Source organism: Nitrosomonas sp. (genome assembly GCF_019752415.1).
Lineage (GTDB): Bacteria > Pseudomonadota > Gammaproteobacteria > Burkholderiales > Nitrosomonadaceae > Nitrosomonas.
In genome coordinates this window covers 1-22,797 of the sequence record NZ_JAIEME010000009.1, presented here as the reverse complement: position 1 = coordinate 22,797, position 22,797 = coordinate 1, and the positions used below count along the sequence as shown (strand labels likewise).

Genomic DNA, 22,797 nt, shown 5'->3' with positions numbered 1-22,797 from the left:
TGCGCAAATTATCGCAATATCACATAGTCATTCGGCTTGATCTCTACTGCGCGATGAATTATTCAGCGTTTCCTTAGATAATTGTTTGTTGCATACTTGGGAAAATGTCATCTGGTAAGGTATGAAGTCGGGGCTATCCGTCAAGAACACCGCGATTGGTGTGCATTCATGGTGTTTGCCAAAAAACGCGATGAACAAAAAATGGGCGCTATAACCGGCGATTGGCCGAGTGATTTGTCTGATGTGAAAAAGGAAAAAGCCTAGTTGTTGCTGAACACAACTCAAACCATGCGAACTTATCATCTTCGGCAAGTGGATGAAAAATTGCATTGATGCCGGAAAAATAGAAATACTTCAATCGGATACTTTTCAAACCGCAACGCAAGACGATTCAAGTGAAGTGCACAACAGGCTGCTCCACCTTACTTACGGTAAACCTAACCGATACCTATATTTTCTACATCCACACTTATCAGCGTGGCGAACAGTATACTGTCAGCTTGAATCTTGATCAGGCTTGACGACAAACCTTTCAGCTCTCGGCAACCGGACAGGATATATCCCAAATTGGCCGGGAACGCATTACTGTCTATGTCAAGTCAGTGCAACAGCGAAAGAAGATTGGATGGTGATAAAGAGCTTTGCTGCAAGCAGCGGGGTATTTTTGCTTAGGACAATGCAAGCTGATAATCCGAGTGTAATTTCTGATACGTTTTACCTTGATTCTGTTCATACTTGCCAATTATCTGTTCATCTCCATGCTTGTTAACTGTATTTGAAAAATAGCCATCAGTCAAAATTCCCCACCCTAGAGCTTCTTGTTATCTATTGTGGATATCATCTGAGAATTTCTCGTGCGATTATGATCTAAATGAGTGCTATAAGCTTGGCCACACTATATATCGGTACTGACTGTACCAAGAAATAAGCACGATCCTTATCCGTACCGATCTCTAAAAACTTCACTTAATACGCTTTACCACCCCAAGACAGTTAACCTTGAGGACGGCTTCAACTTGTTTGTCAAAGATTACACGCCTATATTTTGCCGGATATGCCGAGTGATTCATCAAAACCGTAATAGCGCGACTCTTATGAATATGTGCGTTCATTCATATATTCTACGCCGCAAGCGGCGGGGAATATAACCGGAAGAGATTAAATCTATTAGTTACGTTTAAAAATAGTCATGATAAATTGCCATTCTGCCGGATCTACTGGGGTAATCGATAGGCGGTTACCGGTTTGTAACACGCGCATTCTCGAGAGTTCAGGGTGTTGCCTGAGTTCTCTAATCGGGATAAGGCGAATTCTTTTAACCAGGGTGATTTCAACATTAAACCAACGCGGATTGTTGATTGTTGCCTTCGGGTCAAAATACTTGCTACTGCGATTAAATTGCGTGGCATCTGGATAAGCCGCCTTGCTGACGGCAGCAATTCCCATAATGCCAGGATCTTTGCAGCATGAGTGATAGAAAAAAACCTGATCGCCAATTGCCATTTGATTGCACATAAAGTTACGTGATTGGTAATTTCGTATACCTTCCCACGCAATGGTCTGATTTTGGTGTGCTGAAAAATCCTCAATGCTGAACTCATCTGGTTCAGACTTCATTAGCCAGTATCTCATTTTCTTGAAGAGTATTAATATTTTTAGTCAAAATCCTGCACGATAGTGCCTGGCTTCTGTAATATTCCAGTGTTTCTATTTTCTCATTTTAACTATTTTAACAATGAATAATTATTCACTTTCTGATGTTGCTGTTGATACCTGGGTACAAGGCGGCCCCATTTCTTTGGCTGATCTTATTGGATCGGTGGTTCTGATCGAGGTTTTTCAAGTGAATTGCCCAGGTTGTTTTATTTATTCATTACCCAGGGCCATTGATTTGCATGAACGCTATCATCAACAGGGATTGGTTGTGATTGGTCTAGCTACTGCATTTGAAGATTATGATAAAAATACGCTTGAGAATTTGCAGAAGCTAATTACAACGGGCGAAGTGATCGGTGAGACGTTTAAGGCGCTTAACCAACATGGTGTCTTATTGCAAGGCAGGTTACCTTGGAAAATACCTTTTGCAGTAGGCATGGATAGTGTTGTGGCGGAAACCGAGCCAGTAACCGATGAACGAGTGCTGCGTTATGCAAGTGAATTTTTGCCTGAATTTGAGAAATTTAGCGATGAACAAAAAAAATCCGTGCTACAGCAAGCCAGGCATTATATGGAACAAAAATCTATGAAAGCCGAGACCTTTGAACGTTTTGCGTTGCAAGGGACGCCATCATGTATTATGTTCGATCGGAAGGGTCAATTGAAAGATGTTTCATTTGGCCAGATCGATTATAAGCAGGCTATGGTCGAACATTTTCTAGCGGAAAAATGATTTCTTATTTTGCTAAGATGAAGGCATGTCTCGATAAATATTGAGGATGACCAGATAACTTGAAGATTAATAACTTTTATTAACCAGTCACTAAGGCTTCTTTTAGCCAAATTTCAAATGCTTGGTGATTCTTCAAATCATATTGCCAGCACTGAAAACCGAGTGCTTTACCCGATGCAATGTTTTGTGGTTGATCATCGATGTAAATGGTTGATGCTGGATTAAGCTGATACATTTTGATTGCGTATTGATAGATTGCAAATTCCGGTTTAAGAAAACCGATTTCGAATGACAATATTTTATGTTTAAAGTAAGCAAATTCTGGGTATGCAGCAAATATCCAGGGACAGTGGATTGCATTAATATTTGAAATCAGAATCAATGCATGATTGGTGCTAGCTAGTTGACGGACACAGCGCCACATGGATTCATTCGCGGTGAAAATTTGTTGCCAGGCTTGATAAAATTGTGGCAGTGCGGCATCGCTTTCGAAGATCTTTAGTGCCCAATTCGCATAACTTTCCGGATCAATTAATCCGGTTTCCAATGAGTCCTTTTGCTCAAGTACTTGTTGAATACGTTCTTCCGGATTATTAATCCTTTCGGGTATTAATTTTACCAGCGATGATTCAAAATCAAAATCGAGCAGAACGCGGCCAATATCAAACAAAAATGTTCTGGTAGGGGGAGATTCTGGAGTCTTGATGCCTTGTTGCATTTTAGATCCATGGAAAACAAGTAGCAAACGGAAAACTAAAAGGGCAAGAAACGTTTAATAAACATTTCTTGCCCTGGAATAGCTCCCCACATATGCCGTCAGATCTTCATCTTGAACCATGAGGTCCAAGGCGGTTGCTTCACGGATACATCAGGCACATCCAGTATATCGGTGCGCACAACAGTATCACTAAAGTCCACAACCATTTTCTAATACTTGGTTCAAAGAATATAGATCTTAACAAACATCGCAGGGATTAACTTTATTTGCGCAACAATTCTAACTTTCTGTCTTGATCATTACTTCATCAACTTTCTTCTTCAGCGAGTTAATTCTACGCCTAAATTCATTCATGTCAAAGCCAGTTCCAGTGCGTAGCATGAGTAATTCATGCGTGATACTCAGTGCTGCAATAATTGCGATACGATCGGAATCAATAACTTTACCTTCTGCTTTGATTTCTTGAATCTTATTGTCTAAGTAAGCAGCTGCAAGTTGAATTTCTTCTCGCTCCTCATCGGGGCAAGTAACGCAAAATTCACGCCCCATGATATCGAGATTCAGCGGTTTATTTTTCATTATCAGGAATATTTAGAAGTAGTGTCTCAAGCCGACCAGCCGCAACATGTATTTTTTCATTCAATTTTTCACATTGGGCGTACGAATCTGCAAGTTCCTCACGTAATTTTTTATTTTCTATGCGAGTATCCTGATACAAGCGTAGAAGCAGAAAAACTTTTTCTTCTAAAGATTTCAGTTCTGTTTCCATGGAGACACTACTTTCCGAACTATTAAAAGGCTAATGAGTAACCAAATTTTAAATTCTGTTGCCGTGCCTCAGTACTTGATCGCACTTGCGATGATTATTTTTGTTTTATAAAAGTACAGTGCCAGTTTATTATTTATAGTTTGAGATGAGTGCCATCACAAAAAGGAGCATTGCTGGTTTTCTTGCAAGTACATAACCAGGCTGTTTTACTCTCACTAACGCTAAATTTCTTAGGTGTGAATTCGGTATTCTTATGTGAACCGTCGCAAAAAGGCTGGGATTCGCTCCGGCCGCAAGTGCACCAATAGTAGTCTTTTCCTGATTCAAGCTTGACTTCAATAGGTGAAAAATATTTTTCGGTATTCGAAGATTGATTCATTGTTATCTCTTTATCAAAGAAGGTTATTATAGTAATTAATCATCTAATTAAAATGAGCTATCACAGAAATAATAATATTTATCAGGCTTATAGCCTTGAATTCTACAATTTCTTCTAAACAATGTTATTTAACCACTTGTTACACAATAAATTTATGAGAATGAGTTGTTGCCCTGATAGCGATTACGGATGCTTAAGTATTTATCTTTAATTTTTTAGTGGAAAGTTTCTTATACAAACAACCTCAAAGCACTTGAGCTACCTGCATGAATATGATTGTTTTTCATCGAAGTCTGTATCTCAATTAATTGTTGTTTACTTCTAAGGATCCCGCTATCACTTAATGGAACCCGATTATCATCGACCATAATCCCGCCAAGCGTATTGGAGAAAATCTTCGCTAAGTGGGTCATTTGATCAAATACCCTTTCTCCATGCGCAACTCTCGGGACATCCAGCAGGAACGTCACACCGTGTGTTGTGAGTGACTTTATATTATCGGGCAAAAATGGAGGTGATTCATAATTGTTGAGTGTGAACAATACATTATTATTATCATCGCGATATTTGAAAATTCCTTCCGATTCGAGCCGGAACCCAGACGCTTCTGCCAATGCACGAATTTTTGTGCCAACAAATGCGCCGTCATCTTTACTAATGATATTAATGCCGATCATCACATCTACTTCAGCGCAGAATTTATCAAGCATTACAGCTTTTTCATGCGTACTGACAATGTCTGGACACTCTGCTGTAGCATGTACTTGCGACGCAAAATCTAGTACCAGATCCCTGAACTTGGATAAATTAATTTCACTAATAGGGCCAGCTCTATCAGCAAGCTGCAAGCAGCCTTTCAAATGACTGTAGCCATCACTGTCGACATTAGATTCATTGGTGATTTCTTCCCAAGAATCATTTTTATCGCGTTGACCCAGCCAGTAAACAGGTTTCCCGAAGTCAAATTTTCTTTGCAGCAGTTTGGCGATATAGGTATTGGCAATAGCCGATTCTGATCGAACGTTGACAACGTAATTTGTATTACTGTCGTAATCTAGAATGGGTGAGATGGTAGAAGAATTTGTAACGGCACTGGTTGAAATATTGACAAGGGTGTTAGCTGATGGCCTTGCCGGTGCTTTCTTGGATTCAATGGGAGGTATTTCGGTTTGAGTAAACGGATCGAATGCTATATCTGGTGGCGTTTTGTTGAATTTTGGTTCAATACGTTGAAAGTTTTCTTCAGAAGTATGAGTATCTAGAAGAATATCATCGTGCTTGTGATCGAACGCGGCTTGTACTTTACGCCGGTAACGCAGTTGTTGTAGCCAATTGAAGACAGCAACACCGGCAATAACTACTATGCCAATGATAATCAAGCTTATTTGCAAGTCACTCATATTCAATATCTCCATAATACCTCCTTGCTATCTCCTAAAAATACCATTATGCAAAGCACCGGTATCAGATTATGTCAGTTTTATACGTTCAACTTCAATCACTAGATCACAGGTTGCTCATTCCGCTTTCCCCATTTAATGGCGTCAGCGAGATCAACAGCCACAATTCTTGATACCCCTTGTTCTTGCATTGTAACGCCTATTAATCGCTGTGCCATCTCCATGGTTATTTTATTATGACTAATAAACAGGAATTGGGTTTGTGTTGCCATATTTTTTACTAACTCACAAAAACGTCCTGTATTGCTATCATCGAGTGGTGCATCTACTTCATCCAGCAAACAAAACGGTGCTGGATTTAACCGGAATAAAGAAAAGATCAGCGCCAATGCTGTGAGTGCTTTTTCTCCGCCTGATAATAAATGAATAGAGCTGTTCTTTTTCCCTGGCGGTTGCGCCATCAACAATAAACCGTCATCCGGTACCTTGTCGTCACAAAATTCAAGCCAGGCTTTCCCTCCTGTAAAAATGACCGGAAAAATCTCGCTTAAATAAGTATTGACCAATGTAAAAGTTTCTTGCAAACGTAATTGAGTTTCTCGATCTATTTGCTGGATAGCATTCTCCAGGGTTGCAATGGCTGCATTGATATCCTGTAATTGATTAACCAAACTGGTTTCGCGTGCGCGAGTAATCTCCAGTTCGTCTAATGCAGCAAGATTAACAGTTCCCAACGTGGCAATCTCTGCATTAGCTTGATGAATCTCTGATTGTAATGTAGCAATATCTTTTTTCTTTGATAATGGTAACAATTGTTTCGTGTCAACATTAGCATTACGGATCAGTTCATCAAATTGGCTAATTGCAATATTGGCCGCTTGTTCCTTGAGTCGGGTTTGATTGATGGCATCTCGCAAGACATGTGATTTTTGTTCTGATGCCATGCGGGTATTTTCAATTTCACGTAAATAGATTGCAGTATCATCGACTTCTTGACGCGCCTGTGAGGTTGATTGCTCAATCAATTTACGTTGTATCTGTGCAGATTCTAATTGCTTATTGAGTGGGGATTCGTTTAAACCCTCTTTTTCTTTGAGCAAATTGACATGATTTTCTGCTAATTTTTGTAAATCTTCATCGATAGATTTTACGCTAAGTTCTATCTCATCGATTTTACTCAGGGATGTCTTGACATGAAATGCAATCTCCTGCATTTCCTTTGTTGCTTGCTGTATTTTTTGCCGTTGATTTGCGAGTATACGATCAGCTGCTTCCCAAGCTAGCTGAGCTTGTTGTACGTTTTCTTTTAACGTCTCAATTTGCTCCAGATTTTTTGTTAATTCAGCTTTTGCTGACTCCTGCAACGAAATCTCGCTGTCAAGTGCCTGCTTGATTTCCGCCAATTCAGAATTGATCTGGTTGTTGCGATGAGTGCTTCGCTCGTTAATTTGTGAAAGCTTTACTGTTTCAAGTTGTAATCTATGCCAATGTTGTTGTATTTGTTTGGTATTCTCTTTGATTCTTTGGAGTGCACGATTAGACTCAACGCACTGTTGTTCAGCTTCTGTTAGAAACTCCTGTTGGTGTTGGAGTAGAGACTCAATCTGATTAATTTCTTTTTGTAAATTGGTAAGTTCTTGTTGTCTCGAAAGAACGCCATGTAATTGAGAATTCGGTGCATAGAAATTAAAACTATTTCGCGTAATAATATGCCCTTGCCGTGTTACCAACATTTCGCCTGAGTCTAACATAGATCTTTTGCTAAGCCCCATCTCTGCATCTTCTATCACATATACTCTACTTAACCAATCCTCCAGCACATTTTGAGTTTCGCGCTGATTTGCCATGATATAAGTAAGCAGTTTCTCACAGTTTATGTGGTTAGTTATTGATTGATTAAAAGTATTACGCGAGGTGTCCTGGGTTTTCTCAAAAATGGTCCACTTTCCAGGCGGCACCGCATTAATCCATTCCCGGAGACTATCCAATTGCTCAAATTCGATACTGTTGAGCCGCTCTTGTAAAACTGCCTCCAGCGCATTTTCCCATTCAGGCTGGATTTGTATCTTTTGCCATAAGCGAGGTAAAATATCCAATTGCTGTTTACGTAGCCAAGCAGTTAAATCTTGATTATTTTCCAGTTTTTGTTGAAGACTCTGCAGCGCATTGAAGCGGGCTGTTGCCTGCGATAATGTATGTTGCAATTCTTGAATTGTACTGGTTATCTGCTGTTTAAATTGGGTTGCTGTAATTAATTGATTTTCAATTTCATGATGCTTGCGGTTTTCGTCATTCAACGCAAATTCAGCTTGATCCATTTCTAGCTGTTGCTCTGTTAATCTGGATTGATCAATAGATGCAAGTTCGCTTTGTTCTTTCAATAAGCGGTTATATCGTGCTTCAAGCTGCTGGATATTCTTTTCGGCATGCGAGAGGTGGCTGTCTTCAAGTTGATTGGCCTGTTCGGTTAAAAGATGGCTATGCCGACTCTCGTTTAATTCCGCTTGGCAAGCGAGAAAGTTCGCTTCAATATCAGGGAGTTTCTTGTTTTCTGTGTCATGCCTGCGAATGCTTTGCAGATGATTGAGTTCCGCTTTCGTTTTTTCCTGATGCCAATGCGCTAAGTTTTCTGATTTGATTTTTTTTAATTCATGGCTTTTCTCTAGTTGATTTCCAACTTCATGAATTTGGTGTGTTAAACGATCAGTCGTGTTTCTTAGGTAACCGATATCTTGCTTAAGACGTCCTATTTCCGCATCAGTAGCATACAACTGCCCTTGTACTTGGAGTAATTTATCATTGGCGGAATATTCTTTCGCCCGGATTTTTTCATATTCTCTTTCTGCATTATGTTGACTTGTTAGAACAATATCCAATTCTGCTTCAAGCCTTTGAATTTCATTTTCTGCATGAGTTCGCTGGTCAATCGCTTCGGCCTCACGTTGTAGCCACAATATGGATTGTGTTTTCTGCAATTTTTCTTGCAATGACTTATATTGCTGGACGATTATTGCCTGAATTTCGAGATGTTGCAGCTGAAGTGTTAGTTCCTGGCGAATATCTTCTAATCGTGTAAGATTTTTTCGGGTTTCTACAAGGCGTAAGAAAGTTTCCTGTCTGCGTTCCCGGTATTGGGAGATTCCTGCCGCTTCCTCCAGAAAACTTCTTAATTCTTGGGGCTTTGCTTCAATAATCCGTGAGATCATGCCTTGTTCAATAATTGCATAACCTCGACCTCCAACCCCAGTGCCCAGGAAAAGATCGTAAATATCACGCCGACGTACTTGCAGGTTATTGATAAAATAGTTTGAGTTGCCATCGCGCTGAAGCACGCGTTTAATAGCGATTTCTGCGTAACTAGACCATTGTCCGGTTATTTTGCTGAGGTGATTGTCAAAAACTATTTCAACACTGGCGCGCCCAACAGCTTTCCGGTTATCTGATCCGGCGAAAATAACATCTTGCATCGAGTCACCTCGCAAAGCAGATGCTTTGGATTCACCCAGTACCCATCTTACTGCATCAATAATATTTGATTTTCCACAGCCATTGGGCCCCACGATACCTACTAGATCTTGGGAAACAGAAATTACAGTTGGATCGACGAATGATTTAAAGCCGGCGAGCTTGATATGGGCTAAACGCAATTTTTTGTTTACGAGATAAGGCAGTTATAATAGAAAAAGCGCATAGCGCGAACCATTTATTGTAACCGAATTAATTTAAACATGAGCATGAAGAATGATCAGTAAACCTAAGAAGAAGCTTGAGACATTTCCGAATCCATTTATAGACCGGGATTATCATATTCATATGGAAATTCCTGAATTTACCTGTTTGTGCCCCAAAACGGGGCAGCCTGATTTTGCAACCTTAATACTGGACTATATTCCAGATAAAAAATGCGTTGAGCTGAAAAGCCTCAAGTTTTATATCTGGTCATACCGTGACGAGGGAGTATTTCATGAAGCAGTTACTAATAAAATTCTCGATGATCTCGTCGCAGTTTTAAAGCCAAGATACGCACGGTTAATCGCACGTTTTTACGTGCGCGGCGGAATTTTTACCAACGTTACAGTTGATTATCGAAAAAAAGGTTGGCAGCCAAAACCAACAGTTTTACTTCAAGAATTCAATTCCCAGTCTAATATCCGCGAATGATTGTTAATGTATTTTGTAAAGTTTATTATATAACATCATAATAATAAATATTATTTAATTGGTGGAGATATTTTCTAGTGTAAAAAATAGTTTGCAAAGATCAGAAACTTATATATCCTGTCAGGCGGTATAGATACAAAAATAGTATATATAAATGATTTTAAAAAGAAATAGTCTTTTTGTTTTGCTGATATCACTACTTTTCTGGACTTGTACATTTATATCGTTGGATGCAGTTGCGGAGAAGTTAGTACAAGACAAGATTCAGTATCATACAAATTTGTGGAGCCGCTTACAAAACGGTTTTGCACTTGGACTGCCACCCGATAATAAAATAATTAACAGAATAGGTACTTCCTATTCACAGAATCCGGAATCGTTTAATCGTATTGTTGCGAACAGCGAACCGTATCTCTTTTATATTGTGGAGGAATTAGAACGCCGGGGTATGCCAATGGAAATTGCGTTGATTCCGGTTATTGAAAGTACTTACAATCCTTTGATTAAATCTAATAGCCAAACTGCCGGTTTGTGGCAATTTCAACCAGAAACAGGACGGATTTTAGGGTTAGTACAGAACGTATGGCATGATGATCGCCGTGACATTATTGCATCAACTCAGGCTGCTCTTGATTATCTTCAATATCTTTATCGGAAGTTTGATAATTGGAAGTTGGCCATTGCAGCATACAATTTAGGTGAAGGTGCTGTCAGTAAAGCATTATCTAGGAATAGTCATAAAGGTAGACCAGGCAATTTTTATGATTTGAATCTGCCTATTGATGCAAAACACTACGTATATAAGTTGTTGGCGGTTAAAGATATCATTCTTAATTCTAAAAAGTATGGTGTGAAAATCCGACCCATAGCGAACCGACCGTATTTTGACCAAATTAAAATACATGAACCTATCGATATCTCATTAGTTACTCGCCTAGCAAATATTTCCGAGGTTGAATTTAACGCCTTGAATCCAGCCTATAATCGCTATGTCATCAAAGTGTCTGATGCAGCACCTCGTACTTTATTGTTACCGAAAACTAATAAAGAGATCTTCTTAAAAAATCTGGAAACTTATCAAGACCCGCGAGTGTCCTGGCAGATCTATCGCGTCAGAAAAAGTGAAAGTATCAATGAAATTGCAGATCGTCATTTAACTACTGTAAAGCAATTAAAGACAATTAACGGCATTGCCAGACATAAAAATGTAACCCTTGGACAGAAAATATTGGTTCCTCATGTTGTGGTTGAGAACCAGGCCGATAATGCCGCACGAAAGAAGAAACAGTTACAAAATTTTCAGTCGAGCGTTTATGTCGTAAAAAAAGGCGATACTCTGTATGAAATTGCAAAGCGATATGGTACAACCGTTGATCAAATTAAATCATGGAATGATAGCGAGGAGAATCTATCTATTGGACAGAAACTGGTGATTTTGAGAGGCTAACTGCAACAATTTCTTTACCTTATCAAACAGTCCTTAGAAATTCGACAGCCCAACTGACACCGAATCCGGTGATTTCACTATCCACAGCGCCCAAGCCATCTTTATGGCTACTGGCAGATAAATCCATATGCAGCCAGGGTGTATCGTTAACAAATCGTCGCAGAAAACATGCGGCGAGAATATGATCGAATTCTCCGCCTATCTCACATTGTTTGATATCTGCAACATTGCTTTCAAGACTTTCTTCATAATCAGCGTCCATTGGGAAAAGACAAACGCGTTCACCGCTTCTTTTGCCTGCAGAAAGAGCTTTTTGGGACAAATCGTCACGATTACTAAAAATACCACTATAACGTGATCCCAGAGCAGTTTTCATGCTGCCGGTTAGGGTTGCGAAATCAATGATTAGATCTGGTTTTAATTTGTTCGCCAATGTTAAGGTATCGGCCAGGACCATACGTCCTTCAGCATCGGTGTGGACAATTTCAATTGATAGCCCGCTCAGTGCTGAAATGATGTCATTCTGCTTATAAGCACGAGGACTGATATGGTTTTCTGCTATCGCTAGCCAACAGTCAATGCTGATTGGGATTTCAGCCCGCGTGGCAGCCAGCAGAATACCCAGTGCGACAGCAGAACCATTCATGTCCTCGTGCATGCCTTGCATATGCCGTGCTGGTTTTAAATTATGACCACCGGTATCAAAACAGATACCTTTGCCGACAATGGCAACATTTTTGTTCTGTGCATGTTGTTTATAGTGACGTTGCAGATGAACAATGACAGCATCTTCGGAATCACTGCCTTGTGCAACAGCAACAAAAGCGCCTGCGCCGATTTCCTTTAGTTTGTTTAAATCATATTCTTGGTATTTCCATCCTTCATTATCAGCCAGTTTCTTAATTTGCTGGCGATAGGTTTTCGGTGTTAGTTCATTTGCTGGCAATGCAGTTAAACCACGCGCTAATAAATTTCCCTCAGCCAGCGCACGTTGCAAGGTGAAGTTATCATCATCTTTATAACCATATAAATAAATTTTATCCAGCGGTTTTCTAACTGGTTTATTTTTACGTACTGGAAGGGCGGCACCATTGACCCAAGTGGCATAGACTACTAATTCGGAGGAATCTTTTCGTTGTTGAGTCGTACCATAGACATTGATATGTATTTCGGAAGGATTTTCTGACAGAAGTAATTTAAGTGCTTTCCGCACACAAGTTTGTTGATCGAAGACGGTCTTGTTTTTATCCAGCATGACCCAAGCGCATAGTTCACCTTTCTCAAGATTTGCACTCACTGGTGTGTCACTGAGATCGGTCAATTGCATTTCACGTCTCAATAGCAGCTTTTTCAGCGGCTCTTCACCAGTGATATCTAATTTTTTTGGGATTTTATCTAATTTCGGGAGTATTACGAGAATATGTGATGCTTTAGTAGATTGATCGATAGGTGATATATTTTGGAAAAGTGATGCCAGCATTGAAAGCTTTCCTGTTGAATATTATTTTTTGAATGACAATACCGGACGTCATTGCATAAAGATGATTATTGATAATCTTGTTATTATATACGCCTTATACGCATTACGGCTGAGATAGCCTGTAGCGGATGGACTTTATTCTGATTCTACTGAGGAGTATCAACTAAGAATGCGCCAATATCTTGAGTTAATGCAGTATGTTATGAATCATGGGCATCAAAAATCTGATCGAACGGGTACCGGCACACTCTCAGTCTTTGGCTATCAAATGCGTTTTAACTTAGCCGATGGTTTTCCATTAGTGACAACCAAGAAGTGCCATTTGAAATCTATTATCCACGAATTACTGTGGTTCTTGCAAGGCAATACAAATATCGGCTATCTTCACGAGAAAGGTGTATCCATATGGGACGAGTGGGCTGATACGAAGGGTGATCTTGGGCCAATCTATGGTCATCAATGGCGATCCTGGACAACAGCGGAGGGTCAACATATCGATCAGCTTAAGCTAGTTATTGAGCAGATAAAAAATACACCTGATTCACGGCGCATGCTTGTTTCTTCATGGAATGTAGGGGATCTGCATAAAATGCGATTACCGCCGTGCCATGCATTTTTTCAGTTTTATGTGGCGGACAATCGACTATCGTGTCAGCTTTATCAACGCAGTGCTGATATTTTTCTCGGCGTGCCTTTTAATATCGCATCGTACGCATTGCTTACTTTAATGATTGCGCAAGTCTGCAACCTTGAAGCGGGGGATTTTGTGCATACCTTAGGTGATGCACATCTATATCTGAATCATCTTGATCAAGCACACGAGCAGTTAAAGCGTGAGCCGCGGTCATTGCCGGTTATGCAATTAAATCAAGATGTCAGCGAGATATTGGATTTTAACTATGAGGATTTTACTTTGGAAAATTATGATCCTTATCCGGCTATCAAAGCACCAGTAGCTGTATGACGTCACCTCGTTTATCCCTATTGGTAGCCATGGCGAAAAATCGCGTGATTGGCCGGGATAATAAATTACCGTGGCATTTGCCAGCCGACTTGAAGCATTTCAAGTTCCTGACGATGGGACAAACTATTGTGATGGGACGTAAAACATATGAATCTATTGGTAAACCTCTGCCGGGCAGAGCGAATATTATTGTCACGCGTCAGACAGGATATGAAGTGCCGGGAACGACTGTGGTTAACTCCATTGACGATGCGCTTCTGATATGCGAAAGAACCAGACCGATCAATGGTGAGAATTTTATCATTGGGGGCGAAGAACTTTACCGGCAAACCCTTAAGATTTGTCAGCGCATATATATTACGGAGATTCAGAGAGATTTTGATGGAGATGTTTTCTTTCCTGAATTTGATCCTAGCGAGTGGGAAGAAACGCAACGCGATAGGCGTATATCAGAGAACGACACCAATCTGGAATACCATTTTGTCGTCCTTGACCGTAAGGTAAGTGCGATATAACTGTTGTTTTGATGATTTTTTGTATCGGTAAACGAAAGAAATGGTGAAGTGCGCTAAAGCTACTTCACCATTTTTTATAGGATTATTGATTGATTAGCTATTAATAACTAATACTTATATCACTTTTACATCGGGTAAAGGAAATCCATTAAAATTACTGGCGTAGGCAGTCGTATAAGCACCCGCGTTGGGTAAATAAATGAAATCACCTTCCTGTATGTCGTTAGGTAGCATGAGATCATGCATCAGAATATCTACTGAATCACAAGTTGGGCCGGCAACAGACCAGGGAATATCGCTACCTTTTCGATCAGTCAAGATTTCATAACGTAACCCTTCAGTAATTTCTATGACACCTCCAAACATGCCTGCATCCCAATACATCCATCGTTTTCCATTACGGGTTGCTGTACCCACCACTCGGCAAACAAAATAAGCTGAATCGGATACCAAATAACGACCTGGTTCAGCCATGATGCGGATATTTTCCGGTAAATCAGAAATGGCATCGTTGATGACTTCAGCGATGATTTCAATCGAAGGAATGGGTTTAATATGACGAACCGGATATCCGCCACCGATATTAAGCAATCGAGGATTCAAGCCAGCAAGCTTCATATCAGCAAAAACTTTTTTGGCACGTTCAATTCCTACCCGCCAATTCTGCGGGTTACGACACTGTGAACCCACATGAAATGTAACACCAGCCAGATCTGCGTTAAGCTTTACCGCTTCTTGAATGATTTCATTAATATCGGCTAGATGCGTACCGAATTTTCCCGCTAATGGCCAATCACTGCCGATATTCGGCGTGTCGATGCGTAAATACATCTTGGCATCGGGTTTGACACTGACAATTTTGCGCAATTCTTCTATGCTGTCAAGCACATACCATTCAACGCCTTTTTTTGCAGCGTATTCCAGATAAGCCCGGGATTTCATCGGGTTGCTATAAAATATTTCAGCAGCAGATACATCCAGCTTCATTAACAGATCAAGCTCGGCTATAGAGGCGATCTCAAAGCCAGCACCTTCTTCTATGAGTGTTTTCAGTACGCGTTCATCTGGATTGGCTTTAACTGCATAATGCGGATGGATTCGTGGCATGGCAGCTTTGAAGCGCCGTGTTTTTTGCCGGATAATATTGCCGTCAATCAGTAAAAAAGGGCGTTGATAGCCTTTCTTCAGTTCATTCTGAACGTATTTAAAATTCAGACTATTTTCAGGATGGGTGTCAAACAGGACTTCAGATTGATCGGATTTCTGAAGTGTAGAGGGAAATATATGCATGGGTGTCTTCCTTTAAAAATGGCTACGTCACAGGAATATGAACATTGACTAAATCAACTGCAGCAAAAAAGTTCTTGATACTTTTCATGATGACCTCCTTATCGGTAAGTGAGCTTGTTTTGAATTTGCACGCATTATAGTCTGCATTTCAGGTAAATCAAGTGTTTTTTTATATGAAAATTAATTCTTATTTTTTACAAATTAAGTATTGTAAAACAACATATTATATGGCTGATTTTTATGCGGGATTTGACGGCTATTTTTCAAAAAAGTTTAGGCAATTATTTTTTAATGAATGACTGGTTTCAACACCATGATATAGGGTCTATTTTATTTCTCAGATTAGGGCATTTTCTGAAGATTAATCAATTCCACTGCAACTTCAAATAACCATCTGTCTTTTCATTAAACCTGAAATGAATAAGATTCTTTCCTCGGTGGATTGATTGTTGCCTCGAATGAAGTTTGAATGGCCCAGCGGCAGAAAGTGATTTCTCAATTCTCATCTGTCCTGTGCGGGGTGAGAAAATCGTCAATTCATAGCGGCCGGGGTTGATTTCCCGCAATAACGGAGCGAAGGGTTTAGCCAGTGGCTCACCGATGAATACGCCTTGTCCTGGCCAAGCTACACTTTTCCAATAAGCTTCAATGGCAGTTGCACCCAATGCATAATGAAACATGGCAACCGCGGGGGAAGGAAATTTCTGTGGATAGCTGCAAGGCTCAACAACTGTCCCATAACTCGCGGTGGCACCAGCTTCCAGCCAACGCAGACTGCTCATTTGAGAAGAATCGGTCAGCATGCCGCCGAAAGAAGTTAAATGATCCGCTAATGCGCCGGGCAGAAAGCCAAGTGTTTCTAGCATGGGTACTTCGATCATTCCGGTAAAGTAAAAAAGAACATCTTGGTGATCAGAAATGAGATTGGTTTCCAGTATCTGTAGAGGAAAAACACCAGACAGATCTTTTGCAGTCTGTGCATAACTCATTGCGCGATTATTCCGTGCTTTGTCTGAGGTGCTGAGTAAATAGGCTTGACCATTTGGAAAACTGTGATCGGAAGCAATGCCCCGGTCTATCAATGCCTTGACATGTTCAAAGGAGGTCCCTGCCAGCATCATCGCAGGCCGAAGTTTATAATCAATGGCTGGATACTGGCTTTGCGCATTGAAATAAGGGCTAAGTGTTGTTGGCGCACATGCTTTGGAACAATATTTTTTATCGAAACCCAATGCCAATGCGGAAGTCAAAGACATACAACCCACCCGGTAGGGGCTGGTCCAAGCAACCGCGTAAGCCTGTACGTGATCAGGGGTAAGCTGATCAATCGTTGCTTTTAGTTGTTGAAATTCTTTCGGTGTCATCGCACTGCGCTCGGATGAGAAGCGCAGATGAATTATGTTGTTTTCAGGGATACGCCGCGCTTGCTGGTAGTAGCTGCCAATTTGCCGGGATAAGGGATCGTCATCATTGACGATGACAGCAATGTCTTCCGGCATGAATCCGGTATGGGGTAAAGAGATGCGTGTTTGCGCTTCAACCGAAGAAGCTGCAGAAAATAGAATAATCGCTAAAAGAACGGAAAGTTGTCTGATTCGTTTTAAACTTTCTCGTGCCGACATCATAAAAGAGTCTCACACATCCGTTATCAACTTCACCGTCTCAAATTTTCGGCAACGTAACACCGTGCTGTCCTTGGTATTTGCCACCGCGATCCTTGTAAGAAGTTTCGCAGACTTCATCCGATTCAAAGAAAATAACTTGTGCGACGCCTTCGTTGGCATAAATTTTAGCGGGCAGGGGGGTTGTGTTGGAGAATTCCAGAGTGACATACCCTTCCCACTCCGGCTCAAATGGGGTGACATTGACGATAATGCCGCAACGAGCATAGGTTGATTTGCCCAAACAAATAGTCAGCACATTGCGCGGGATACGGAAATACTCGACAGTGCGGGCCAATGCGAAAGAATTGGGTGGAATGATGCACACATCGCTTTTGACATCGACAAATGAATTGGAATCAAAATTCTTCGGATCGACGATGGTGGAATTGATATTGGTAAATAACTTAAACTCATCCGAGCAACGGATATCGTAACCATAGCTTGAAGTACCATAGGAAACAATCCGCTGATCATTTTTCTGACGGATCTGATCGGGTTCGAAGGGTTCGATCATGCCATAGGTTTGCGCCATGTGACGTATCCACTTATCTGATTTAATCGTCATTCCTTAGCCTTTTTAGTTATCTTCCATTATGATCTTGGCGAATAGTCCTGAGTGATCTTCAGCGGATGCAGCCACTTTAACGGCGATTCGCCGTGCAATCAACCGATAGATATCGGCTATTTTACCGTCAGGTTCGGCGACCACGCTGGGTTTTCCCATGTCCGTATGTTCACGAATCTTGATATCGAGGGGTAACGCGCCCAAGAATTCCACATCATAGTCCTTGCACATTCTTTCCCCGCCGCCGGTTCCAAATATCGGTTCTGTGTGTCCGCATTGAGAACAGGTATGTGTGCTCATGTTTTCCACAATGCCGAAAATCGGAATTCCCACTTTCTCGAACATTTTTAATCCTTTGCGTGCATCAAGCAAAGCAATATCTTGTGGTGTGGTGACAATGACAGCACCGGTTACGGGAATTTTCTGTGCAAGCGTGAGTTGAATGTCGCCGGTGCCTGGTGGTAAATCCACAATTAAATAATCCAGATCTTTCCAATTGGTATCGTTGAGCAATTGCTGTAAAGCCTGTGTAACCATCGGACCACGCCAAACCATCGGCGTTTCGACATCAATTAACAAGCCAATGGACATCGCTTGAATACCATGTGCCAAAACCGGTTCCATGGTTTTGCCATCGAGCGATTCCGGGTGGCTTGTGATTCCCAGCATCTGCGGTTGTGATGGACCGTAAATATCCGCATCCAGAATCCCCACCGATGCGCCTTCCGATGCCAATGCGAGCGCTAAGTTCACGGCCGTCGCCGATTTTCCGACCCCGCCCTTGCCGGACGCTACCGCAATAATATTTTTAACGCCAGGGATCAGTTTGACGCCCCCTTGCACGCTGTGCGGAATAATTTTACTACTCACTGTGACTTGGATATTTCCAATGTGCGGTATTGATTTCAGTGCATCCATAATTTGTTTTTGCACGGCACCTTTAACACTGTTAGCCGGATAACCCAGTTCGACTTCGAGGGATACATTATTTTGCTCAATTTGAATATTGTGTACTGTTCGCATCGTTACGTAATCTTTGCCCGTTGTCGGATCAATGGCTTGCTTGAGTACGGATTGTATTTGCTGCTCAGAAATAGTCACTACAAACTCCTTTTTGCTGCTGATTAGCGGTTAATAATTTAAGAAGGGATGGTAACAAATATCAGGAATGCCCACACAGTTTGTTACAATTCATCTTTATCTAATCTGATTTCATGAGAGTTAATGAATAAGCGAAAAATTCTGGTTACCTCTGCGCTGCCTTATGCCAATGGCAGCATCCATTTGGGTCATTTGGTGGAATACATTCAAACGGATATCTGGGTGCGATTTCAGAAAATGCGCGGACATACAGTTTATTATGTGTGCGCGGACGATACGCATGGCACACCGATCATGCTGCGTGCGGAAAAAGAGGGCATAACACCAGAAGCATTGATCGCGCGCGTACACGATGAGCATTCGGCAGATTTCACCGGCTTCCATATCCAGTTTGATAACTATTACAGTACGCATTCAACTGAAACGCGTCATTTCTCCGAAGTCATTTACGGCAAACTCAAGGCTGCCGGATTGATCGCGATACGCGGCATCGAACAACTGTATGATCCGGTTAAAAACATGTTCTTACCCGACCGGTTTGTTAAAGGGGAGTGCCCGAAGTGCGGTGCCAAAGATCAGTATGGTGATTCCTGTGAAGCCTGCGGTGCGGCCTACACGCCAACGGAACTGAAAAATCCCTATTCAGCAGTCTCCGGTGCCAAGCCAGTCAAGAAATCATCGGAACATTATTTTTTCAGTTTATCCGATGCACGTTGCGCCGATTTTCTGCGCCAATGGGCCTGCAATGGCGACCATCTGCAACCGGAAGCGGCCAACAAAATGCGCGAATGGGTCGGCGAAGCTGGAGAAAACAAACTCTCCGATTGGGATATTTCGCGCGATGCGCCATATTTCGGCTTCGAGATTCCCGGTGCACCCGGCAAGTATTTTTACGTCTGGCTCGACGCGCCGATCGGTTACATGGGTAGCTTTCAAAACTTGTGCGCGCGTGAACAAATCGATTTTGACGAATTCTGGCAACCGCAATCCGATACCGAGCTGTATCACTTCATCGGCAAGGATATTTTGTATTTCCACGCGCTGTTCTGGCCGGCGATGTTGAAAAACGCCGGTTACCGCACACCGACCAAGATTTTCGCGCATGGTTTTCTGACCGTGAACGGCGAGAAAATGAGCAAGTCGCGCGGCACGTTCATCACCGCGGAAAGTTATTTGAAACAAGGTTTGAATCCCGAATGGCTGCGCTATTATTACGCCGCCAAGCTGAACAGCACCTTGGAAGACATCGACCTGAACTTGGACGATTTCGTCGCGCGCGTCAATTCCGATCTGGTCGGAAAATTCATCAATATCGCCAGCCGCTGCGCCGGTTTTATCACCAAACGCTTTGACGGTAAACTGGTGTCCGGCGAGCAATATCAGGCATTGCAAGCCATCGTGAACGAACATTTTTCAAGTTGGCGTCCAGAAGTCATCGAACAAGCCTTTGAAGAACGCGAATTTTCCGCAGCCATCCGTCAAATCATGAAATTTGCCGACGAAGCCAACGAAATGATTCACAATTTAGCACCGTGGGAAATCGCCAAGCATGCGGATCGCGCTGACGATTTGCACCGCGCTTGTAGTCTCGGTATTCAGTTGTTCTATTTGCTATCGCGTTACTTGAAGCCGATTCTGCCCGGTACCGTGCAGCAGATCGAAGCATTTCTCAATGGCGAACCGCTGACTTGGCCGCAATTACGCGCCGATCAACCGGTTTCCGATCTGTTACTGCCCGCGGGACATACCATCAACACTTATCAGCACTTGATGACGCGCATCGACACCAAACAGATCGACGCGCTGATCGCCGCCAACACGCAAAGCCTGACCACTTCACCGCCGCAATCGCCGGCAAGGCACGCGGAAAAACAGCAACACGCCATTTCCCCGATTGCCGAAACAATTTCGATTGACGACTTCAGCAAAATCGATTTGCGCATCGCCAAGATTGTCAACGCCGAGCATGTGCAAGGCGCAGAAAAACTGTTGAAACTGACGCTCGATATTGGCAACGAACAACGTACGGTGTTTGCCGGTATCAAATCCGCATACGATCCGGAGAAGCTGAAAGGGCGCTTGACCGTGATGGTCGCCAATCTCGCGCCGCGGCAAATGAAATTCGGTTTGTCGGAAGGTATGGTGCTGGCTGCCGGTGGCGGCAATCCCGGTGAATTGTTCATTCTGTCGCCGGATTCCGGCGCGCAGCCGGGCATGCGGGTTAAGTAATTTGCTGCGAATGGATTCGAATGCACTTACCGAACTGATTCAGCAACTGGAACTTAGCTTGCTGCAAAGCGATCTGACCGCGCATCCCGGATTGATCGACGAATTGCTGGCGGAAGATTTCGAGGAAATCGACCATCAAGGAACAATTCGTTCCCGAAGCGATGTAATCAGCTGGCTGACGCGCAAAGATCCGAGCATGCACTGGGCGTTCAAAGATTTTCGTATTAAGGCAGTGTCCGGGGATGTAGTGCTGGCGATTTACTCGCTGCAAAAGCCCGATCAAACCGATGCCAAAAGCGGAGGATCGACCAGAACCTCGCTTTGGCGGTATCGCAATAATCAATGGAAAATGTTTTTTCATCAAGCATCCAGAAAAAATTAATTTCTTGCACAACAGGAGCAGGCCGTGGAACTCAACGAAGAGCAGCAACAGCAATTTAACGATATCAAGAATAACCTCGCGACCGTCAAACAGCGCATCATCGATGCCTGCAAAAAAGCCGGACGCGACCCTGCCAGCGTGCGGCTGCTACCTGTGACCAAAACCGTATCCGCGGAGCGGCTGCGCATCGCCTTTGCTGCCGGTGTCGATGAGATGGGCGAAAACAAAATCCAGGAAGCGCGCGAAAAATCCGAAGTTATGGCCGATTTAGGTATCAAATGGGCGATCATCGGCCACTTGCAAACCAACAAAGCCAAATACCTGGCGCGTTTCGCCAACGAATTCCAAGCCTTGGACAGCCTCAAAGTCGCCGAAGAACTCGACAAACGCCTGCAAAACGAAGGCCGCGCCATCGACGTCTACGTGCAAGTCAACAGCTCCGGCGAAGAAAGCAAATTCGGGCTGCCGCCCGAAGCCGTGCGCGATTTCGTGCAACACCTGCCGCAATTCTCATCACTACGCATCAAGGGTTTGATGACCCTCGCCATCTTCTCAACCGACCACGACCGCGTGCGCGAATGCTTCATCAAAATGCGCGACATTCAAGCCATGCTGCGCCAGGAAGCGCCCGCAGGGTTATCGTTCGACGAACTGTCAATGGGTATGTCGGGTGATTACGAACTGGCCATCGAAGAGGGCGCCACGGTGGTGCGCGTCGGCCAAGCCATCTTCGGCAAACGGCCGCTGCCGGATAGCCATTATTGGCCGGGGTTGGGGTGATGCGAGAGTAATAAGAGCGGTGGAATATGCCTACGATACTCAGACTCGGTGCCTACCGGTTTTTTTTCTATAGCAATGAAAAAGGTGAACCGCCGCACATTCATGTCCAACGGGAAAATTTTCTTGCTAAATTCTGGTTAAATCCAATCGTACTGGCAAGTTCAAAGCATTTCTCATCACATGAATTAAGAATGCTGTCGAAGTATGTTGAAGAGAATCAAAAACTGTTTATGGAGGCATGGAATGAACACATTGGTAATTGAGACGTGCGCATTAGCTAAGAATGTGCAATTCTCCGATGACGATATGATTGTTTCGCTCGTAGATGGAAGAACAATTGCGGTTCCTCTGCTGTGGTTTCCACGTTTGGCATCAGCCAGTCAAAAGCAGCTTGCCAATTACGAACTGCTGGGAGATGGCGAAGGCATTCATTGGCCGGATGTGGATGAAGATATCAGCGTAGCTGGATTGTTGCGCGGAAATCGTTAGTTATAAACCGAGCATCGTTTTCTACAGAATAATCTGCTTGTAATTGTCTATGATTCTCAAAGAGTCAGAAATAAC

Annotated in this window: 23 protein-coding genes, 1 other RNA gene and 1 pseudogene; 11 read left to right on the top strand and 14 right to left on the bottom strand. The window is 42.6% G+C overall.

Annotated features, from left to right (window positions below):
- Positions 1-96: 96 nt before the first annotated feature.
- The gene (locus K2P83_RS02030) at positions 97-264 is read left to right on the top strand and encodes a hypothetical protein (RefSeq protein ID WP_292926207.1); all 168 of its coding nucleotides are present in this window, start codon (positions 97-99) and stop codon (positions 262-264) included.
- Positions 265-668: 404 nt separating this feature from the next.
- On the opposite strand, the pseudogene K2P83_RS02025 reads toward K2P83_RS02030, so the two are convergent.
- Positions 669-1,112: pseudogene (locus tag K2P83_RS02025) on the bottom strand (transposase).
- Between the two features lie 55 nt (positions 1,113-1,167).
- On the bottom strand, positions 1,168-1,632 hold the full coding sequence (locus K2P83_RS02020; protein ID WP_292926206.1) for an EVE domain-containing protein: 465 nt from the start codon (positions 1,630-1,632) through the stop codon (positions 1,168-1,170).
- A gap of 103 nt (positions 1,633-1,735) precedes the next feature.
- On the opposite strand from K2P83_RS02020, the gene K2P83_RS02015 reads away from it, so the two are divergent.
- On the top strand, positions 1,736-2,389 hold the full coding sequence (locus tag K2P83_RS02015) for a TlpA family protein disulfide reductase (RefSeq protein ID WP_292926205.1): 654 nt from the start codon (positions 1,736-1,738) through the stop codon (positions 2,387-2,389).
- Between the two features lie 79 nt (positions 2,390-2,468).
- On the opposite strand, the gene K2P83_RS02010 is transcribed toward K2P83_RS02015, so the two are convergent.
- From K2P83_RS02010 to smc, 7 genes are all read right to left on the bottom strand, one after another.
- Complete coding sequence (locus K2P83_RS02010; RefSeq protein WP_292926204.1) at positions 2,469-3,107, bottom strand: HAD-IA family hydrolase; 639 nt, start codon at positions 3,105-3,107, stop codon at positions 2,469-2,471.
- 79 nt (positions 3,108-3,186) lie between these two features.
- A non-coding RNA gene (ssrS, locus tag K2P83_RS02005) (6S RNA) lies at positions 3,187-3,366 on the bottom strand.
- Positions 3,367-3,386: 20 nt separating this feature from the next.
- Positions 3,387-3,686, bottom strand: a complete 300-nt coding sequence (locus K2P83_RS02000) for a cell division protein ZapA (protein WP_292926203.1) — start codon at positions 3,684-3,686, stop codon at positions 3,387-3,389.
- Positions 3,676-3,876 carry a hypothetical protein gene (locus K2P83_RS01995; RefSeq protein WP_292926202.1) on the bottom strand — a complete coding sequence of 67 codons (201 nt, stop codon included), beginning with the start codon at positions 3,874-3,876 and terminating at the stop codon, positions 3,676-3,678. Before K2P83_RS01995 ends, K2P83_RS02000 begins: the two co-directional genes overlap by 11 nt.
- Positions 3,877-4,009: 133 nt before the next feature.
- Positions 4,010-4,255 (bottom strand): CDGSH iron-sulfur domain-containing protein, encoded by a 246-nt coding sequence (locus tag K2P83_RS01990; RefSeq protein ID WP_292926201.1) that lies wholly within the window; start codon positions 4,253-4,255, stop codon positions 4,010-4,012.
- A 230-nt stretch (positions 4,256-4,485) separates the two neighbouring features.
- Positions 4,486-5,670 carry a cell division protein ZipA C-terminal FtsZ-binding domain-containing protein gene (locus K2P83_RS01985; protein WP_292926200.1) on the bottom strand — a complete coding sequence of 395 codons (1,185 nt, stop codon included), beginning with the start codon at positions 5,668-5,670 and terminating at the stop codon, positions 4,486-4,488.
- A gap of 86 nt (positions 5,671-5,756) precedes the next feature.
- Complete coding sequence (gene smc, locus K2P83_RS01980; RefSeq protein ID WP_292926199.1) at positions 5,757-9,302, bottom strand: chromosome segregation protein SMC; 3,546 nt, start codon at positions 9,300-9,302, stop codon at positions 5,757-5,759.
- A 94-nt stretch (positions 9,303-9,396) separates the two neighbouring features.
- On the opposite strand from smc, the gene queF reads away from it, so the two are divergent.
- Together queF and K2P83_RS01970 are read left to right on the top strand one after the other, a co-directional pair.
- Positions 9,397-9,816, top strand: coding sequence for a preQ(1) synthase (queF, locus tag K2P83_RS01975; protein ID WP_292926198.1), 420 nt, complete (start codon positions 9,397-9,399; stop codon positions 9,814-9,816).
- A gap of 154 nt (positions 9,817-9,970) precedes the next feature.
- The gene (locus K2P83_RS01970) at positions 9,971-11,263 is read left to right on the top strand and encodes a LysM peptidoglycan-binding domain-containing protein (protein ID WP_292926197.1); all 1,293 of its coding nucleotides are present in this window, start codon (positions 9,971-9,973) and stop codon (positions 11,261-11,263) included.
- Between the two features lie 22 nt (positions 11,264-11,285).
- Here the strand turns inward: K2P83_RS01970 and K2P83_RS01965 are convergent, their stop codons facing one another.
- Entirely contained in the window at positions 11,286-12,743 is a 1,458-nt protein-coding gene (locus K2P83_RS01965; protein WP_292926196.1) for a leucyl aminopeptidase family protein, read from the bottom strand.
- 169 nt (positions 12,744-12,912) lie between these two features.
- On the opposite strand from K2P83_RS01965, the gene K2P83_RS01960 reads away from it, so the two are divergent.
- Together K2P83_RS01960 and K2P83_RS01955 are read left to right on the top strand one after the other, a co-directional pair.
- A complete protein-coding gene (locus tag K2P83_RS01960) occupies positions 12,913-13,707 on the top strand; it encodes a thymidylate synthase (RefSeq protein WP_292926195.1) in 795 nt (264 codons plus the stop codon).
- Complete coding sequence (locus K2P83_RS01955; RefSeq protein WP_292926194.1) at positions 13,704-14,222, top strand: dihydrofolate reductase; 519 nt, start codon at positions 13,704-13,706, stop codon at positions 14,220-14,222. Before K2P83_RS01960 ends, K2P83_RS01955 begins: the two co-directional genes overlap by 4 nt.
- Before the next feature lie 114 nt (positions 14,223-14,336).
- Here K2P83_RS01955 and K2P83_RS01950 read toward each other — a convergent pair whose 3' ends face one another.
- From K2P83_RS01950 to apbC, 4 genes are all read right to left on the bottom strand, one after another.
- A complete protein-coding gene (locus tag K2P83_RS01950) occupies positions 14,337-15,512 on the bottom strand; it encodes a type III PLP-dependent enzyme (RefSeq protein WP_292926193.1) in 1,176 nt (391 codons plus the stop codon).
- A gap of 365 nt (positions 15,513-15,877) precedes the next feature.
- Positions 15,878-17,137 (bottom strand): TIGR03790 family protein, encoded by a 1,260-nt coding sequence (locus K2P83_RS01945; protein WP_292926192.1) that lies wholly within the window; start codon positions 17,135-17,137, stop codon positions 15,878-15,880.
- Positions 17,138-17,174: 37 nt separating this feature from the next.
- Positions 17,175-17,741, bottom strand: a complete 567-nt coding sequence (dcd, locus tag K2P83_RS01940) for a dCTP deaminase (protein WP_292926191.1) — start codon at positions 17,739-17,741, stop codon at positions 17,175-17,177.
- Between the two features lie 12 nt (positions 17,742-17,753).
- Entirely contained in the window at positions 17,754-18,842 is a 1,089-nt protein-coding gene (gene apbC, locus K2P83_RS01935; RefSeq protein ID WP_292926190.1) for an iron-sulfur cluster carrier protein ApbC, read from the bottom strand.
- A gap of 123 nt (positions 18,843-18,965) precedes the next feature.
- On the opposite strand from apbC, the gene metG reads away from it, so the two are divergent.
- Genes metG through K2P83_RS01910 form a run of 5 tightly spaced genes read left to right on the top strand, consistent with a single transcriptional unit; the run spans position 18,966 to position 22,722 of the window.
- Entirely contained in the window at positions 18,966-21,071 is a 2,106-nt protein-coding gene (gene metG / locus K2P83_RS01930; RefSeq protein ID WP_292926189.1) for a methionine--tRNA ligase, read from the top strand.
- A 10-nt stretch (positions 21,072-21,081) separates the two neighbouring features.
- A complete protein-coding gene (locus K2P83_RS01925) occupies positions 21,082-21,453 on the top strand; it encodes a DUF4440 domain-containing protein (protein ID WP_292926188.1) in 372 nt (123 codons plus the stop codon).
- A gap of 24 nt (positions 21,454-21,477) precedes the next feature.
- Positions 21,478-22,233, top strand: coding sequence for a YggS family pyridoxal phosphate-dependent enzyme (locus tag K2P83_RS01920; protein ID WP_292926187.1), 756 nt, complete (start codon positions 21,478-21,480; stop codon positions 22,231-22,233).
- A gap of 26 nt (positions 22,234-22,259) precedes the next feature.
- Positions 22,260-22,496, top strand: coding sequence for a DUF4160 domain-containing protein (locus tag K2P83_RS01915; protein WP_292926186.1), 237 nt, complete (start codon positions 22,260-22,262; stop codon positions 22,494-22,496).
- Positions 22,477-22,722, top strand: a complete 246-nt coding sequence (locus K2P83_RS01910; protein WP_292926185.1) for a DUF2442 domain-containing protein — start codon at positions 22,477-22,479, stop codon at positions 22,720-22,722. Before K2P83_RS01915 ends, K2P83_RS01910 begins: the two co-directional genes overlap by 20 nt.
- Positions 22,723-22,797 lie beyond the last annotated feature (75 nt).